This is a genomic window from Kineococcus esterisolvens (assembly GCF_050871405.1).
Classification (GTDB): domain Bacteria; phylum Actinomycetota; class Actinomycetes; order Actinomycetales; family Kineococcaceae; genus Kineococcus.
In genome coordinates this window covers 1-15,864 of sequence record NZ_JBJLRI010000082.1, presented here as the reverse complement: position 1 = coordinate 15,864, position 15,864 = coordinate 1, and the positions used below count along the sequence as shown (strand labels likewise).

The window sequence follows — 15,864 nt, the reverse complement described above, 5'->3', positions numbered from 1 at the left end:
GGGTCCCCGCCGCGCGGGGACCCGCCCACCGGCGGGAGGCGAGCGCCGTCAGCGGCGCAGGACGCCCCGGGCGATGCGGTTCCCGATGAGCTGCCCCAGCTGGACGATGACGATGATCGTGGCCACGCTGACGTAGACGATGCCCCAGTCGTAGCGCTGGGAGCCGTACGTGATGGCGTAGTCGCCCAGGCCGCCACCACCGACGAGGCCCGCCTGGGCGGTCATGTCGACGATGCCGACGAAGATGAACGTGTAGCCCAGCACGAGCGGCCCCAGGCCCTCGGGGACGACGACCCCGAAGAGGATCCCCAGCCGGGAGGCGCCGGTGGCGCGCGCGGCCTCCACCACGCCCGGGTCCACCCCGACGAGGCTCTGCTCCACGATGCGCGAGACCGCGAACGCCGCGGCCAGCGCGATGGCGAACGTCACCGCCCCCGTGCCGATGGTGGTGCCGAGCACCGCGATCTGCAGCGGTGTCACCGCCGCGAGGAAGATGACGAACGGGACGGGGCGCACGATGTTCACCACGACGCCGAGGACGCCGAACACGACCCGGTTGCCGAGCAGGTTCCCGGGGCGGGTGGCGTACAGGGCGATGCCGAGCGCCAGGCCGAGGACGCCGGAGGCGACCATCGAGACCAGCGCCATGAACAGCGTCTCGCCGATGGAATCGAGGTAGACGTCGAACGTCCGGGTGAAGCCCTCCACGTCAGACCTCCTCCTCGGCGGTGATGCCCGCGTCGCGCAGCGCGGCGAGGGCCGCGTCCACCGCCCCGTCCGGACCGGTGGCCTCGTAGGTCAGGGAACCGATGCGCCGCTCGCGCAGCTCCCCCACGCCGCCGTGCACGAGCTCGGTGCGCACCCCGGCGGTGGTGAACGCGTCGTCGATGCGCTTCTGCAGGCCCGGCTCGTCGGTGATCCGCACGGTGACGAGGCGACCGGAGTGGTGGTCGCGCAGGCGCGCCAGCTGCTCGGGGGTGGGCCGGTCGTGCAGGACGCTGCGCACGAACCGCTGCGCCGGCGGGGTCTGCGGGTCGGAGAACACGTCGTAGACGTCGCCGACCTCGACGACGCGGCCGGCTTCCATGACCGCCACCCGGTCGGCGATCTGCCGCACCGCGTCCATCTCGTGGGTGATGACGACGATCGTCACGCCCAGCTCGCGGTTGACCCGCCGCAGCAGCGAGAGGACCTCGGTGGTGGTCTCCGGGTCCAGCGCGCTGGTGGCCTCGTCGGCCAGCAGCAGCGGCGGGTTCGTCGCGAGCGCGCGGGCGATGCCGACGCGCTGCTTCTGCCCGCCGGACAGCTGCTCCGGGTGGGCGTGGGCGCGTTCCAGCAGGCCGACGAAGTCCAGCAGCTCCGCCACCCGCGCCTCGCGCTGCGCCTTGTCCACGCCGGCCACCTTCAGCGGGTAGGCGACGTTCCCGGCGACGGTGCGGGAGCGGAACAGGTTGAACTGCTGAAAGATCATGCCGATCTCCCGGCGCGCGGCCCGCAACTGCTTCTCGGGCAGTCGCGTCAGCTCCCGCCCGGCGACGGTGACCGTCCCGGACGTGGGCGCCTCCAGGGCGTTCACCAGCCGCACGAGCGTGGACTTGCCGGCCCCGGAGTACCCGATGACGGCGAGGACCTCGCCGGCGTGCACGTCGAGGCTGACGTCGTCGACGGCGGTGACGACCTTCCCGGAGCGCTCGTACCGCTTGGTGACGCCCTGCAGGCGCACGATGGGGTCGGCCATCTCAGCCCTGCGCCGCCCGCGCGTCCTCCTCGACGTCCACCAGCTGCTCCTGCAGGGTGGCGGCGTCGACGTCGCGGACGACGGCCTGCGGGTAGCTCTTGACGAACTCCTCCTGCACGGCGGGGTCGTGGATGAGCTCGGCGAGGTCGAGGTAGGTCTGGTTCCCGGTGTCCTCGGCGCGGGAGACGAAGAGGTTCACGTAGGGCACGGCGGACTCGCTCTCCGGGTCGTCCTGGTGGACGACGGCGTCGACCGGCAGTCCGGCGCTGGTGGCGTAGTTGTTGTTCACCACGGCGCCGGCCACGGAACCGCTCTGCAGGGCACCGGCGGTCTGGGAGGCGTCCAGCGGGACGACCTCGACCGTGGAGGTCTCCACGTCCGCGACGGTGGAGAACGCGGAGCCGCCACCGGCCAGGGTCAGCAGGCCGGCGTCCTGGAGAACGAGCAGCGCGCGCGCCTCGTTGATCGCGTCGTCGGGGATGGCGATCTTCGCGCCCTGCGGGAACTGCGACGGGTCGTCGTGCTCGGTGGAGTACAGCGGCAGCGGGTACACGGCGGTGGAGCCGACGGGCTGCAGGTCGTCGCCCGCGGTGACGTTGTAGTTCGCGAGGTACTGGGTGTGCTGGAACTGGTTGAGGTCGACCTCGCCCTGGCTCAGCGCCGGGTTCGGCAGGCTGTAGTCGGAGAAGTTCACCAGCTCGACGTCGACGCCGAGGCGCTCCTGCGCCAGGTCGACGTAGGTGTTCCAGTACGGCTCGGCCTGGTCGGTCACGCCGATGCGGACGGTCTCGCCGCCGGCGGCGGTGGTGGTGGTGTCCTCACCGGTGTTGCGCACGACGAGCGCGATGACGACGGCGACGACCACGACGACGGCGGCGCCGATGAGGATCGGCAGCTTGCTGCGCTGCGGCTTGTCGGGCAGGGCGGGCGGGGTGGCGCTGGACACGACGGGCTCCTCGTGAGGGGTGGTGCGGGATCGGTCCGCCGCCGGCACCCGGACGGGCGGGCGGCGTGGGCGGGGCGGTCAGCCGCGGGTGGCGGCGCCGCCCCGGGGACACGAGGGGGACGTGGCGCGCGGGCTCACGACGGGTTGCCTCCTGCTCGGCCAGGCCGTTCCCGCCACCTCCGTGACGGCACGGCCACACGCTTGCGGGACGCTCCGTCCCGCCGGGCTTTCACCTGGAGCACCCCACCGCGGACGAGGGTTGCCGGTCAGCCAGCCAGGGCTTGTCGCTGACGCTCGATGCCGGGAGCAATGGTAACGAGGTGCCGGATCGGAGGTCAAAACGTGTCCGGTCCCTTCCGGTCCCTTCCGGTCCCTTCCGGTCGTGCCCGGTCGTGCCCGCTTGCCCGCCGTCCGCGGGGACCGGTACGGCCACCGGGGCTTGTCGCGAGTAAGTTGCAACAAGCCCCACCGGTCGACGCCCGCAGGAGGTCCCCCGTGCCGGCAACCGGTGCACCGGCCCGATCGTCCCCCCCGCTGCCGCGCGACCCGCTGGGCCGCCGCGCGCGGGGGCGGCGCGGCGCCGTCGCACTCACCGCGCTCGCCGCGCTGACCGTCGCCGCCGCGCTGGCGGGCGCGGCCGTGGGCGCGGCGGCCGTCGAGCCCGCCGACGTCCTGCGCGTGGTGGCCCACCACCTGCCCGGGACCCGCTCCCCGGCAGTGGTGCCCGACCCGGTCGTGGAGGCCGTCGTGTGGGACGTGCGGCTGCCGCGGGTGCTGCTGGGCCTGGCCGTGGGCGCCGGGCTGGCGGTGTGCGGGGCGGCCCTGCAGGCCATGGTGCGCAACCCGCTGGCCGACCCGCAGCTGCTGGGCGTCAGCTCCGGCGCCTCCACGGGCGCCGCGGCGGCGCTGCTGCTGGGCGCCGGCGCCGGCTGGGGCGAGCACGCGCTGTCCGGCAGCGCCTTCACCGGTGCGCTGGCCGCCTCGGTGCTCGTGTACGCCGTGGCGCGCAGCGCGGGGCAGGTCACCTCGGCCCGGCTGCTGCTGTCGGGCGTCGCGGTCGGCTACGCACTGCACGCGGCCACCAGCTTCCTCGTCTTCGCCTCCGGATCGGCCGAGGGCGCCCGCTCGGTGGTGTTCTGGCTGCTGGGCTCGCTGGGCCTGGCCGCGTGGGGCGCGCCCCTGGCGGCCGTGCTCGTCGTGGTCGCCGCCACCGTCACCCTGCTCACCGCGTGGGGGCCGCGGCTGGACGCCCTCGCGATGGGCGACGAGACCGCGCGCGGCCTGGGCGTGTCCCCCGCGGCGTTCCGCACGGTGCTGCTGGCCGTGGTCTCGCTGTGCGTGGGGGTGCTGGTGGCCGCCTCCGGGACGATCGGCTTCGTCGGCCTGGTGGTGCCGCACGTGGCCCGGCGCCTGGTGGGCGGCGCGCACCGCTGGTCGGTGCCCGCCGCCGCCCTGCTGGGCGCGGCGTTCCTCGTGGCCGCCGACCTGCTGGCCCGCACCCTGCTGGCGCCGCAGGAGCTGCCCATCGGCATCGTCACCGCGCTCGCCGGATGCCCCTTCCTGCTGTGGCTGGTGCGCAGCACCCGCACCGGCGCCTGACCCGGTCCCCAGGAGGTCCCCGTGAACACCCCCCGCCCCGCTCGCCGAGCAGACCGCCGAGCAGACCGCCGCCGCACGGGCACCGTGCTCGCGGCGGCCTGCGCCCTGCTGGCCGCCGGCTGCGGCAGCGGCGGCCCCGCGGACGGCACCGCCGACGCGACCACCTCGTCCCGGCCCCACCTGGAGCTGGTGAACTGCGGGCAGCCCGTGGTCCTGGACGCCGTCCCGGAGCGGGTCGTGCTCCTCAAGAGCGCCGCCGTGCCCTACCTGCACGAGCTGGGCGTGATGGACCGGGTCGTGGCGCGGGCCGGGCAGTACCCGCGGGAGTACTACGACGCCCGGACGCTGAGCGAGCTGGACGCCGTGCCGCTGCTGACCGACCGCACCGACACCAGCGGCCACCTGCAGATCTCCCGGGAGGTGGTGCTGGCCCAGCGGCCGGACCTGGTGCTCGGCGAGGTCGACAACCTGGACCGCTCCTCGCTCGCCGCCTCGGGGATCGCGCTGCTGGAGGAGCCGGCGCTGTGCGAGACGGGCGCTGCCGACCCGGGCTTCGAGGACGTGTACGAGCAGGTGGAGCTGTACGGCCGCGTGTTCGGGCGCGAGGAGCGGGCGGCCGAGGTGGCGGCCGGGCTGCGCGAGCGCGTCGAGGCCGTGCGCGAGCGGGTGGCCGCCGCCGGCGCGCCGGTGCGCACCGCGGCCGTGCTGTACCCGACCGTCGGCGGCGGCGTCACCTACGCCTACGGCGCAGGCAGCACCGCCACCCCGCAGCTGGAGGCGGCCGGGTTGCGCAACGTGTTCGCCGACGTGGACCAGCGGGTGTTCGAGGTGACCCGCGAGGAGCTGCTGGCGCGCGACCCGGAGGTGCTGGTGCTGCTGCACGGCGACGGCGAGCCCGGCCCCGTGCTCGAAGCCGTGACGGGACTGCCGGGCGCGGAGGGGATGAGGGCGGTCCGGGAGGGGAACGTCCTGGTGCAGCTGTTCAACTTCACCGAGCCGGCCACCCCGCTGGCCGTGACCGGCCTGGAACGCGTCGCGGACGCCTTCGGCCCCGGCGCCCCCGCCGCGGTCGCCCCGTGATCCGCGCGCGCGGCGTGCGGTTCTCCCACCGCCGCCACCCCGTCCTGCACGGCGTGGACCTGGAGGCGGCCCCCGGGCGCGTGCTGGGGCTCATCGGCCCCAACGGCAGCGGCAAGACGACGCTGCTGCGCACGCTGCACGGCTCGCTGCGCCCGGCCGCCGGCAGCGTGCACGTCGACGGCGACGACGTCGCGGGGCTGTCAGTGCGGGAGGTCGCGCGCCGGGTGGCGATCGTGGCGCAGGAGGGCGAGGGGGGCCTGCCGCTGAGCGTGGCCGACGTCGTGCTGCTGGGCCGCACCCCGCACCGCGGCGCGTTCTCCCGCGCCGGCGCCGCCGACGAGGGCATCGCGGCGGCCGCCCTGCAACGGGTCGGGGCCCTGCACCTGGCGGGGCGGGCGTTCCCCGAGCTGTCCGGCGGCGAGCGCCAGCGCGTGCTCATCGCCCGCGCACTGGCCCAGCGGGCGCCGAACCTGCTGCTGGACGAGCCGACGAACCACCTGGACGTGCGCTACCAGCACGAGGTGCTGGCGCTGCTGCGCGGGCTGGGCCGCACCGTCGTGGTGGTGCTTCACGACCTGAACCTGGCCGCCGCGCACTGCGACGAGCTGGTGCTGCTGGTGGAGGGGCGCGTGGTGGCCACCGGCGCTCCCGCGGACGTGCTCACCCCGCAGCGCGTGGAGGCCGTGTACGGCGTCGAGGCGCACCAGGTGGAGGTGGAGGGCGGCTTCCAGCTGGTGCTGCGGCCACCGGCCTCACGGGACGGGGTAAGCCCCCTCCCGGGAGCTCCCCGCCTCCCCGGAGTGCTGGGCCTGCACGGAGCGCACGGCCAGCGCGGGTAGCAGCCACCAGCACGCCGTCACCAGCAGCCCGATCCCCCCGGCGGCCACCGCACCCGCGACGCGCCCGGCGACGACGTCGACGACGAGCAGCACCGCACCCACCACGACGAACCCGACGGCGGCCAGGCCGGCCTTGGCGAACCTCGTGCCCACCCGCACCAGCCGCGCCTTGGACCGCCGCTGGAACAACGCCCGGTGGTACCCCACGGGTGCGACGAACAGCACGATCGCGATGACGGCCATCAGGAGCACCGACACGTACACGGTGCGCTGGAAGGTGTCCAGCTCGTCGAAGCGGGACTGGAACGGCAGCGTCAGGAGGAACCCGGCGAGGAGCTGCACGCCGGTCTGCACCACGCGCAGCTCCTGCAGGAGCTCCACCCAGTTGCGGTCCAGCCGCTCGGTGGGCGTCTCGTTGCGCAGGCCCGCGTACGGGTCGCCCGGTCCGGTGATGGGGGTGCTCACCGGGCCCACGGTAGGGATCCCCGCGGCACCCGGCAGCCCGGGACGTCCACGGGCGCGCCGGCGGCGGTGCTCAGACCACCTCGTCGTCGGGGCCCTCGAGGAGGGCGGGTTCCTCGCGCTCGTCGGCGTCGGCCGGCTCGGGGCGCTCGGCGGCGCGGCGCAACCGCTCCTGCTCGGCGGCGTCCTGCACGGCGTCGACGTCGTCGGGGCGCGGAGCGGTCTGGGGCTGGAAGTCCTCTGCACTCGTCTCGCTCACGGGCCCACCATGCCGCGCCCACCGGCCGCCGTCGACCCGGGGCCGGACTCCAGGTCCAGCAGCAGCCGCTTGGCGGCCGCGCCGCCGACGTACTCCCCGGTGCCGCCGTCGCTGCGCACGACGCGGTGGCAGGGCACCAGCAGCGGCAGGGGGTTGCGGGCGCAGGCGGTGCCGACGGCCCGCACGGCGCGGGGGCTCCCGGCCAGGCCGGCGACGCGGGTGTAGGTGGCCGTGGTGCCGTAGGGCAGCGCGCGCAGCGCGCCGAGGACGTCGCGGCGGAAGCCGGCGGCCAGCGACAGGTCCAGCGGCAGGTCGAACCCCTCGCGCCGGCCCTCGAAGTACTCGCCCAGCTCGCGCGCCGCCGCCTCCAGCCGGGCGGGGGCGTGCAGCACGCGCGGGCTCAGCCGCGCCGCGAGCGCCGCCAGCACCGCGTCGTGGTCCTCGCGGCCGAAGGCCACCCGCACCACCCCGCGCTCGGTGGCGGCCAGCAGCAGCGGCCCCACCGGGGAGTCCAGCGTGCGGTACGCCACGTCCAGCAGTCCGTCGGCGGCCGCGCGCGCCGCCAGGGCGGCCCGCAGCGCGGCCAGGTCGGCGCCCTCGTCCGCGGCGCCGGGCAGGTGCTCGTCCACCGCTCCCCGTCCCTGCATCACTCCTCCTCCCGTTCCGGTCCCCAGGTCCTGCGCAGCGCGGCGATCCCGTCCGCCGCCGCGCGCCGCGCCGCCTCCGGCGTGCCGCCCACCAGGGCGGCGACCTCGGCGTGCGGCAGGCCGGCGAGGTGGTGGTAGGCCACGCACCGGCGTTGCTTGGGCGGCAGCGCCGCCACGGCCGCCCACAGCCGCGCGTCGCGCACCGGGTCGTGCGCCGGGCCCTCGGGTGCGGGGGTCTCGGGCAGCCGTTCGGTCGGCACCGGCCGGCGGCGGGCGGCGCGGTGAGCGTCGACCGCCTTGCGGTGCGCGATCGTCACCAGCCACGCCCGCACGTCGCTGCCGGGCGGCAGCGAGGGGTAGGCGCGCAGCGCCGCGAGGAACGTCTCGGACCAGGCGTCGTCGGCCGCGTCGGGGCCGACGACGGCACGGCACACCCGCAGCACCACCGCCCCGTGCCGCTGCACGACGGTCTCGAACGGCTCCAGCGGCCCCGGCGGTCCCGGCGGTCCCGGCGGTCGCCGCCGCACGTCCTCGCGTTCTCCCACACCCGGTGGACGTCCGGGGGCGGCCCCGCGTGAGATCGCGGACGGGGCGTCGCCGGGAGCGGGGCGGCTCACCGCGCGGCGGCCCCGGCCAGCGCCCGGCGCAGCTGCAGCTCGCCGGGCGCCTGCACGGGCAGGAAGGCGGCCTCCCGGCGGCGCCGGGCGGCCGGGTGGGCGGCCCGGTAGCCGGCGCCGGCGGCGAGCAGGCCCTCGACGGTGACGGCGCGCGCGACCAGGTGCAGCGCGTCGAGGCGGGCGGCCGCGGGCCCGGTGGGCCCCTGGTGGCCGGGCTCGCGCGCCAGCCGGCCCAGGCGTGCGGCGAGCCGGTCGCGCTCGCCGAGCAGTTCCCGGTGGTCCCCGCCCGCGACGCCCTCGGCGCCGTGCAGGTGGGTGGCCGCACCGTCGAGGGCGGCGTCGGCGACGCCGAGCGCCAGGGCCGCCTGGGTGAGCAGCATCACCGGGCGGCAGGCGCCGACGAAGGCGGTCAGGTCGCGCGCGAGGACCGCACCGGGACCGGCCACGGCCCCGTCCAGCTGCACGGCCGCGGTACCGGTGGAGTTCAGGGCCAGCAGCTCGCCCACCGGCCGCAGGTGGACGCCGGGAGCACCCAGGCGCACCAGCGCCACCAGCCGCCCGCCGTCGGGGGTGCGGGCGGGCAGCACGAGCGCGGCGTCGTCGAAGAGGTTGGACGCCCACGGCAGCTCACCGTCCAGCCGCCAGGAACCCGCGCGGGTGGGCGTGGCCACGACGGGCACCGGCGGCCCGCCCGCGACGTCGGCGAGGGCGGGTGCCAGCGCGGTCGCTCCGCACGCGGTGCCGGCGCGCAGCCCGGCCAGCAGCTCCCCGCCGCCCCCGGCGGGCGGGAACCGCTCCAGGTACTCGACGACCACGGTCTGGGACCAGGCGGAGAAGGCGTCGGCCAGGCTGGCGGAGGCCACGGCCCGCAGCACCGCCACCGATGCCGCCAGCCGCTCCCCCGGAGCACCGGAGGGGGCCAGCAGCCCCCACCGGCCGAGCAGCCGCAGCCCCTCGCGCACGTCCCGCTCCCCCGCGTCCACCGCGGCGGCGGTGACCGCGAACCGCTCCGCGACCGCCCGCAGGTCCGCGGCCGTCCCCGGCTCCAGCGCGTGCGCTCCGGTCCCCGTCACGCGCCCCATCCTGGCAGGTGCGCGTGACGGGGACCGGGGACGACCGGGGGACGACCGGGGGGACGACCGGGCCCGGCTCAGGCGGCCCGGGCGCCCGTTCCGCCGCCGGCCGGGCGCACGTAGTCGCGCGGCGCGAGGCCGCTGACGACCTCGGAGGAGTCGTAGGAACCCGACTGCCACACGGTGCGGCTGCGGGAGCGGTCCCCGCCGCCCTCCACGTAGACGTTCTCCCAGTCCACGTCGATCCGGTTCAGCGAGCTCACCCACAGCAGGAACGCGGAACCCGAGTCCGCACCGACGAGGTTCACGTTGCGGATGTCCCAGTCACCCAGGGAACCGGAACCGCGGGAGTACGGCTGCAGGAAGAAACCCTGGTACTCGAGGTTCTTGGCGGTGAAACCGTCGACCCGCAGCGCGTGCGGGCCGTTCCACACCTGCAGGGCGTCGCCGCCGATGTGCTTGCCGCTGCCGCCGGGGTACTCGACGTTCACGCCGTCGATCAGGATGTTGCGCAGGTTGACGGTGAGGGAACCGCGCTCCCCCCGGGCATCGATGTTGATGCCCTCCCAGATGTGCTCACCGGCGCAGTGCAAACCCTCGATGTGGACGGTGCGAGGGCCGGCCGAGCGGTTGTTCCCCGTGATGTACAGGCACCGGTTGTCGTTGGGAGTGTCCTGCCCGGAGGGGAAGTACCTCTTGGAGGGTTTCACCGTGCCGCCGACGGAGACGACGTTGCGGCCGCCGTTCAGCTGCAGGCCGCCCTCGACGTCGACGGGGGTGGAGGGCCACTCGATGCGCACGTCCCGGTCGGACGGCGCGGTGAAGGTGCGGTTGGTGGCGGAGGGGCGCCACACGAGCGCGTCGGCGGCCAGGGCGGGCGTTTTCAGGAACTCCCGTCCCGCCTCGCCGGCGGCCGCCCCGGTCGCGCTCTCCACGGCAGCGGTTTCCGCTTCGACGGCGGCACCGGCTGCCGCCGGTGCCGCACCGGCGCACAGCAGTGCGGTGAGGGTGACGGCGACGGATCTGAATCGGGTGCGACGGGTGCGGACGGACATGGATGACCCACTTTCGGGAGGAGGCGGTCGTGGGCCTGCCGGCACGGGCGGGCAGGCGGAAGCGTGCAGGCCCGGCCTCTCCAGCCGTCCTGCGCGTGGCAGGTGGGGTTCTACCTCCGGGGGGTCTCGGGGAGCAGTGGGAACTGCTCGGCGTCCTGGTGCCGTACCCCCCGGTCCGGCTGTCGGTTGCATCGTTGGGGTTGGAACCGGCGTTGTCAAACACCTGGTGATGTTCGTCACGCTGCCGACCTCGTCGCCGGAGCGGGTCCGGTGACGGCGACGGGAACCACGAACCCCGGCCCGGACGGCTCCCCCGCCACCCCGTTCCCGTTGCCACGCAAGGCGTTCCACCTACCGACGGAAACTCGTCGTCCACGCCGCGCGAGCCGCGCACGTCGCGGGGCCGGTCGCACGGGTGCCCCGGGAACCCGCGCGGTGCTGCGGCCGCTCCAGCGGCTGTTCCAGCAGCTGCTCCACCGCCTGCCGCCGCGCGCCGGCGGCGGCCGTCAGCCGCCCGCCGTCACGACGGCGTCGACCTCCACCTCCACGAGCAGGCTGGGGTCGATGAGGGCGGCGACCTGCACCATCGTGGCGGCCGGGCGCACACCGGCGAAGTACTCACCGTGCGCCCGGCCGACCTCCTCCCACCGCGAGATGTCGGTGACGTGCAGGCGGGTGCGCACGACGTCGGCCAGGCTCGCACCGGCCTGCGCGAGGGCGGCCTCGACGCGGCGCAGCGCCTCGCGGGTCTGCGCGGCGGCGTCACCGGCGGTTCCGGCGGCGGCCCTGCCGTCGGGACCCGCGGCGGTCGTGCCCGCCACCCACACGTGGTTCCCCACCCGCACCGCGCGGGAGTAGCCCACCAGGGGCTCCCACACGGCCCCCGACGACACGAGGACGCGCCCGCCCTGCTGCTGCTCGCTCACGCAGGGCAGTGTGCCGGACGGGCGGGAGGACGCGCGCGCCCCGCCGTCAGGGGCGCAGGACCAGGTCCTGGACCGCCGAGGGCGCGGCGCGGACGGTGCCCGACAGCCGCTGCCCGGGCCACTCCGCCGCGCGGGCGACCCACTCCCGGTAGGACACCTCGCGGTCGCCGAGGACGAACCGGTCGTTGCGGTCGTACCGGATCACCGGCCCGTACGCGGTGGCGATCGTGCCGGCGCCCCCGCCCCAGACCTCCCGGGGCGCCAGCTCGTACGACAGCGAGGACCTCGTCGGGCAGCCGGTGATCGCCACCCGGGGCGTGCCCTCGTCGGCGCACGCGGGCCCCGAGCAGTGGGAGTCCTCCGCGTCGCCCGCGCTCAGCGACGCGAACGCCACCACCGACGTGCTCGGCACGATCGGCCAGAACGACCGGTCCTCGCCGCTCGCCACGGGCAGCCGCAGGGTGACGCGCTGGGGCGCGCCCTCGCAGCGACCCGTGGCCTCGGGGCCGTCGGTGCCGGCCCTCACGCCGAAGTCGCCGCCGTCGTACCAGGGGGCGCTGGTGTCGTACTGGTCGAGGAGGGCCTCGACGGTGAAGGGGGTGCCCCTCGGGCAGGTGACGGTCACCGCCCAGGTGACCGAGGTCCCGCGGGCGTTCGAGGACGCCGTGGGGGCGACCCGCAGGTCCGTCACGGGCGCCGCCTGGGCCGGCGCGGACGTCAGGGTGAGGCAGGCGGCACCGACGAGCGCCATCGCACCACGGGGCATTCGCATACCGTGAAGTTACGCGCAGTAGCGACTCGCTGACTGGCGAACGCCTGAACAGGTGACGAGGCCCCGCAGCCGTGCGGCTGCGGGGCCCGCCCCGCGGTTCAGGCGGTGAGGTCCACCGGGCCGTCGACCGGCGCGGGCCGCTCGCACGTCGTGGTCAGCTCCACGCTCGCGCGGGTGTCGGCGGCGCGCTGCACGGACTCCATGACGTCCAGGACGTGCAGGGCGACCTCGTCGCCGGCGCGGTGGGCGCGCCCCTCGCCCAGGGCGACCGCGAGGTCGGCGAGGCCGTAGCCGCGGCCGGCGCCCAGGTACCCGGCGCGCACACCGGCGTCGCGCCAATTCGCGTCGTGGTCCGCGCCCGGGCCGGGCGGCGGCGCGGTGGCCGCGGAGTAGAGCTCCACGGTGCCGTCGAAGTGGTTCGGGTCGGGCACCGACAGGGACCCGCCGGTGCCGTGGACCTCGATGCGCGGCAGGCGCGCGGCCCAGGTGTCGAAGCTCATCACCAGCGTGGACACGGCGCCCGAGGCGTGCACGAGGACCCCGGACACGGAACTGTCGGTGGTGACGTCGAAGGACTCCCCGGCTCGCGGGCCCTGCCCGATCGTCCGGGTGGCCGACGGGCGCCAGGACACGCCGACCACGCGCTCCACCGGCCCGAGGAGCTGCACGAGGGAGGTGACGTAGTACGGGCCCATGTCCAGCAGCGGGCCGCCGCCGGGCTGGTAGTAGAAGTCCGGGAAGTGGTGCCAGCGCTCGTGGCCCGGCGTCGTCATGAACGCCGTCGCGGAGTGCGGAACGCCGATCTCCCCGGCGTCGACGAGGGCGCGGGCGGTCTGCACGCCGGTGCCGAGCACGGTGTCGGGGGCGCAGCCGACCCGCAGACCCGCGGCCGCGGCGGCCTCGACGACCTCGCGGCCCTCGGTCACGGACATCGCCAGCGGCTTCTCGCCGTAGACGTGCTTGCCGGCGGCCAGGGCCTGCAGGGCGATGTCGGCGTGCGTGGACGGCAGCGTCAGGTTGAGCACCACGTCCACGTCGTCCGCCGCCAGCAGTTCCGGCAGGGCCAGGACGCGGGCGCCGTCGTGCTCGGCGGCCAGTGCGCCGGCGCGCTCGGTGTTCAGGTCGGAGACGGCCGTGACGCGCAGCTGCGGCAGCCTCTGCAGGCACGCGGAGTACTGCGCGCTGATCGTGCCGGCGCCGACGACGCCGACGCGCAGGGGCTGGGTCACCGGGCCGCCCACAGCAGACCCCTCTCGACGATCGTCTTCACTGCCGGGTTCCTCAGGACGCTCATGTCGTGCCCGGGGGTGGCCACGAAGACGCGCCCCTGCCCCCACTGGCGGGTCCAGACCGCGGGGGAGGTGACCGGGCGGTTCCACGGGTCCCACTCGCGCACGGCCTGCGTGGTGGTCGCCAGGACGTCGACGTAGTCGTCGGTGAGGACCCAGTACTGCTCGGTCACCAGGTCGAAGTCGCCGATGCCGGCGGTGACCGGGTGCTCGGCGCCCGCCGCCGTCATCTCCACGCGGTAGGGGACGAAGTTGTCGGTCTCGTCCCCCTCGCGCTCGTCGGGGTGCTTGCCGGGGTGGCAGGCGAACTGGCCGCCGACCAGGTGGAGGTAGTCCGAGGAGTTGCGGTAGGAGTCGGCGATGCCGCCGTGCCAGCCGGCGAGGCCGGTACCGGCCTCGACGGCCGACATCAGCCCGGACAGCTCGTCCTTCTCGATGCTCGTCATCGTCATGCACTGCACGATCAGGTCCACGCCGGCCATGTAGGCCGTGTCTGCGTAGACCTTCGTGGAGTCCTCCTCGACGCGCACCTCGAACCCGTTCGCGCGCAGGTGCGGGATGAACGCGTCGGTGGCCTCGACGGGGTGGTGCCCGTCCCAGCCGCCGCGCACGACGAGCGCTTGCCGTTCGGTCACGAGGAGCGTTCCTTCCGGGGGTTTCCGGTGCGGTGGTGCGTCACTTGCTGAAGCCGGCGGTGAGGCCGGCGATGAGCTGACGGCGTCCGATGACGTAGACCACGAGGATCGGCAGGGTGCTGAGGACCACGGCGGCCAGGACGGCGGGGATGTTCACGGTGTACTGGCCCTGGAACGTCCACAGCGCCAGCGGCATCACGCGCTTCTCCGGGCTCTGGGTGAGGACCAGGGGCAGCAGGAAACCGTTCCAGACCTGCAGCGCGTTGTAGATGCCCACCGTGACGATGGCCGGCCGAGTCAGCGGGAAGGCCAGGCGCCACATGCTGCCCCACTCGCTGGAGCCGTCCAGGCGCATGGACTCGAACAGCTCGTTGGGGACGTCGCGGATGAAGTTCGACAGCAGCAGCACCGTCAGCGGGATGGCGAAGGCGATCGACGGCAGGATCAGCGCCACCAGGGTGTCGTACAGCTCCAGCCGGATGATGATCAGGTACACCGGGATGATCGTGGCCTGCAGCGGGATGGCCAGCCCCATGAGGAAGACGCCGTTGACCGCCTTGAGGAACTTCCCCCCGCCGCCGCGCACGATGGCGAACGCGGCCATGAAGGACATCAGGACCGCCGGGACCACGGAACCCACGGTGATGATGACGCTGTTGAGGAAGTACCGGGCGATGTCCGCCTCGATGACCTGCTGGTACGCGGCGAAGGTGGGGTTCTCCGGCAGCGCCAGCGGGTTGCTGCCGAAGTACTCCGACTGCTCCTTGAAGCTGGTGACGACGATCCAGTAGATCGGCACGATGATGATCGCGAGCCAGATCCACCCGGCGAGACCACCCAGGTAGTTGCGTCGCTGGGAGTTGCCGCCGCGGGGTGCGCTGGACGCTCGCGCCGGCGTCCGCCGCGGGGTGGAGACGGTCGTGGCCATGCTCAGGCACCTTCCAACTGGCTGCTCTTCGAGTCCTTGCCGCCCAGGCGCTGCAGCGCGAGTGCCAGCGCGAGCCCGACGAGGACGAGGATGACGGCGATGGCGCTGGCCTGGCCCATGAGGCTGGCCCGGAAGCCGCGCAGGTACATGTCCAGCGCCAGTGCGCGCGTGGCGTTGCCCGGGCCACCCTGGGTCAGCACGAAGATCAGGTCGAAGAAGGTCAGCGACCCGACGACCATCAGCGTCGAGGACGTGATGATCGTGTACTTCAGCTGCGGGACGGTGATGTGGAAGAACTGCTTGACCCGGCCCGCACCGTCCAGCTGCGCCGCCTCGTACATCGAGGCGGGGATCTGCCGCACCCCGCCTTGGTAGATGAGCGAGTGGAACGGCACGAACTGCCAGGACACGACGAAGACGACGACGCCCAGCGCCAGCCACCGCCGGCCCAGCCAGTCCTGGTTCAGGAACGACAGGCCCAGGCCGGAGCCGATGCCGAAGTTCGGGTCGAGCAGCGCCTTGTAGACGATGGCGATGGCCGCCGAGCTCAGCAGCAGCGGCACGAAGTACAGCACCGCCAGGAAGGCGCGGTAGCGCTGGTGACCCGCGATGAAGACGCCGATGAGCAGGCTGATCGGCGTCTGGAACAGCCAGGACAGCGCCATGATGAGGAACGTCACCAGCAGGGCATTGGGCAGTTCCGGGTCCTTCAGGACGGCCGTCCAGCTGTCGAGGCCGGCGAAGCGGAGGTCCCCGATGCCGTCCCAGTCGGTGAAGCTCAGGATGAAGACGCCGATGAGGGGGATGATCCCGAACAGGGTGAAGAAGGCCAGGGCGGGCAGCACCAGCCAGGCCAGGGGGGGGGGGGGGGGGGGGCCGGCCCCCCCCCCCCCGGGGGGGCCCCCCGGGCCCGCCCCCCCCGCCGGCGTCGCGGGTGACGAAGCGGCGGTAGGCGGGGTCGGCCAGCAGGTCGGCGTGGCGGCCGCTGGCGACGACGCG

General features: G+C 74.9%; 18 protein-coding genes and 1 riboswitch. Of the genes, 3 read left to right on the top strand and 15 right to left on the bottom strand.

The window, feature by feature from the left end:
• Positions 1 to 48: 48 nt before the first annotated feature.
• From ACRYR8_RS18615 to ACRYR8_RS18605, 3 genes are all read right to left on the bottom strand, one after another.
• Positions 49 to 648, bottom strand: coding sequence for a methionine ABC transporter permease (locus tag ACRYR8_RS18615; RefSeq protein WP_432485902.1), 600 nt, complete (start codon positions 646 to 648; stop codon positions 49 to 51).
• A 61-nt stretch (positions 649 to 709) separates the two neighbouring features.
• Positions 710 to 1,738 carry a methionine ABC transporter ATP-binding protein gene (locus ACRYR8_RS18610; protein WP_432485898.1) on the bottom strand — a complete coding sequence of 343 codons (1,029 nt, stop codon included), beginning with the start codon at positions 1,736 to 1,738 and terminating at the stop codon, positions 710 to 712.
• Position 1,739: 1 nt separating this feature from the next.
• On the bottom strand, positions 1,740 to 2,684 hold the full coding sequence (locus ACRYR8_RS18605) for a MetQ/NlpA family ABC transporter substrate-binding protein (RefSeq protein ID WP_432485897.1): 945 nt from the start codon (positions 2,682 to 2,684) through the stop codon (positions 1,740 to 1,742).
• Positions 2,685 to 2,876: 192 nt separating this feature from the next.
• Positions 2,877 to 2,986, bottom strand: a riboswitch (SAM riboswitch).
• Between the two features lie 193 nt (positions 2,987 to 3,179).
• Between ACRYR8_RS18605 and ACRYR8_RS18600 the strand changes: the two genes are divergently transcribed.
• Genes ACRYR8_RS18600 through ACRYR8_RS18590 form a run of 3 tightly spaced genes read left to right on the top strand, consistent with a single transcriptional unit; the run spans position 3,180 to position 6,202 of the window.
• Positions 3,180 to 4,283 (top strand): FecCD family ABC transporter permease, encoded by a 1,104-nt coding sequence (locus ACRYR8_RS18600; RefSeq protein ID WP_432485896.1) that lies wholly within the window; start codon positions 3,180 to 3,182, stop codon positions 4,281 to 4,283.
• Positions 4,284 to 4,304: 21 nt separating this feature from the next.
• On the top strand, positions 4,305 to 5,363 hold the full coding sequence (locus tag ACRYR8_RS18595; RefSeq protein WP_432485895.1) for an ABC transporter substrate-binding protein: 1,059 nt from the start codon (positions 4,305 to 4,307) through the stop codon (positions 5,361 to 5,363).
• Positions 5,360 to 6,202, top strand: coding sequence for an ABC transporter ATP-binding protein (locus ACRYR8_RS18590; RefSeq protein WP_432485893.1), 843 nt, complete (start codon positions 5,360 to 5,362; stop codon positions 6,200 to 6,202). Before ACRYR8_RS18595 ends, ACRYR8_RS18590 begins: the two co-directional genes overlap by 4 nt.
• Here the strand turns inward: ACRYR8_RS18590 and ACRYR8_RS18585 are convergent.
• The 12 genes from ACRYR8_RS18585 to ACRYR8_RS18530 all read right to left on the bottom strand — a co-directional run bounded on the left by ACRYR8_RS18585 (position 6,116) and on the right by ACRYR8_RS18530 (position 15,722).
• Positions 6,116 to 6,667, bottom strand: coding sequence for a DUF6328 family protein (locus tag ACRYR8_RS18585; RefSeq protein ID WP_432485892.1), 552 nt, complete (start codon positions 6,665 to 6,667; stop codon positions 6,116 to 6,118). The two genes, ACRYR8_RS18590 and ACRYR8_RS18585, sit on opposite strands and share 87 nt — an antisense overlap.
• 70 nt (positions 6,668 to 6,737) lie before the next feature.
• Positions 6,738 to 6,923: a hypothetical protein gene (locus tag ACRYR8_RS18580; protein ID WP_432485891.1), complete on the bottom strand. Its 186-nt coding sequence runs from the start codon at positions 6,921 to 6,923 to the stop codon at positions 6,738 to 6,740.
• The gene (locus ACRYR8_RS18575; protein WP_432485890.1) at positions 6,920 to 7,570 is read right to left on the bottom strand and encodes a methylated-DNA--[protein]-cysteine S-methyltransferase; all 651 of its coding nucleotides are present in this window, start codon (positions 7,568 to 7,570) and stop codon (positions 6,920 to 6,922) included. Before ACRYR8_RS18575 ends, ACRYR8_RS18580 begins: the two co-directional genes overlap by 4 nt.
• Positions 7,570 to 8,055, bottom strand: coding sequence for an RNA polymerase sigma factor (locus ACRYR8_RS18570; RefSeq protein WP_432485900.1), 486 nt, complete (start codon positions 8,053 to 8,055; stop codon positions 7,570 to 7,572). The genes ACRYR8_RS18575 and ACRYR8_RS18570 overlap by 1 nt, the downstream gene beginning before the upstream one ends.
• A 128-nt stretch (positions 8,056 to 8,183) precedes the next feature.
• On the bottom strand, positions 8,184 to 9,260 hold the full coding sequence (locus ACRYR8_RS18565) for an acyl-CoA dehydrogenase family protein (protein WP_432485889.1): 1,077 nt from the start codon (positions 9,258 to 9,260) through the stop codon (positions 8,184 to 8,186).
• 77 nt (positions 9,261 to 9,337) lie between these two features.
• Entirely contained in the window at positions 9,338 to 10,195 is an 858-nt protein-coding gene (locus ACRYR8_RS18560) for a hypothetical protein (RefSeq protein ID WP_432485888.1), read from the bottom strand.
• Positions 10,196 to 10,821: 626 nt separating this feature from the next.
• Entirely contained in the window at positions 10,822 to 11,241 is a 420-nt protein-coding gene (locus ACRYR8_RS18555) for a RidA family protein (protein ID WP_432485887.1), read from the bottom strand.
• Positions 11,242 to 11,287: 46 nt separating this feature from the next.
• Positions 11,288 to 12,013, bottom strand: coding sequence for a hypothetical protein (locus ACRYR8_RS18550; protein ID WP_432485885.1), 726 nt, complete (start codon positions 12,011 to 12,013; stop codon positions 11,288 to 11,290).
• A 98-nt stretch (positions 12,014 to 12,111) separates the two neighbouring features.
• Positions 12,112 to 13,254 carry a Gfo/Idh/MocA family protein gene (locus ACRYR8_RS18545; protein WP_432485883.1) on the bottom strand — a complete coding sequence of 381 codons (1,143 nt, stop codon included), beginning with the start codon at positions 13,252 to 13,254 and terminating at the stop codon, positions 12,112 to 12,114.
• Positions 13,239 to 13,937 carry a ThuA domain-containing protein gene (locus ACRYR8_RS18540; RefSeq protein ID WP_432485881.1) on the bottom strand — a complete coding sequence of 233 codons (699 nt, stop codon included), beginning with the start codon at positions 13,935 to 13,937 and terminating at the stop codon, positions 13,239 to 13,241. The genes ACRYR8_RS18545 and ACRYR8_RS18540 overlap by 16 nt, the downstream gene beginning before the upstream one ends.
• A 40-nt stretch (positions 13,938 to 13,977) precedes the next feature.
• A complete protein-coding gene (locus ACRYR8_RS18535; RefSeq protein ID WP_432485879.1) occupies positions 13,978 to 14,865 on the bottom strand; it encodes a carbohydrate ABC transporter permease in 888 nt (295 codons plus the stop codon).
• 2 nt (positions 14,866 to 14,867) lie between these two features.
• Entirely contained in the window at positions 14,868 to 15,722 is an 855-nt protein-coding gene (locus ACRYR8_RS18530) for a carbohydrate ABC transporter permease (RefSeq protein ID WP_432486171.1), read from the bottom strand.
• Between the last annotated feature and the right edge of the window lie 142 nt (positions 15,723 to 15,864).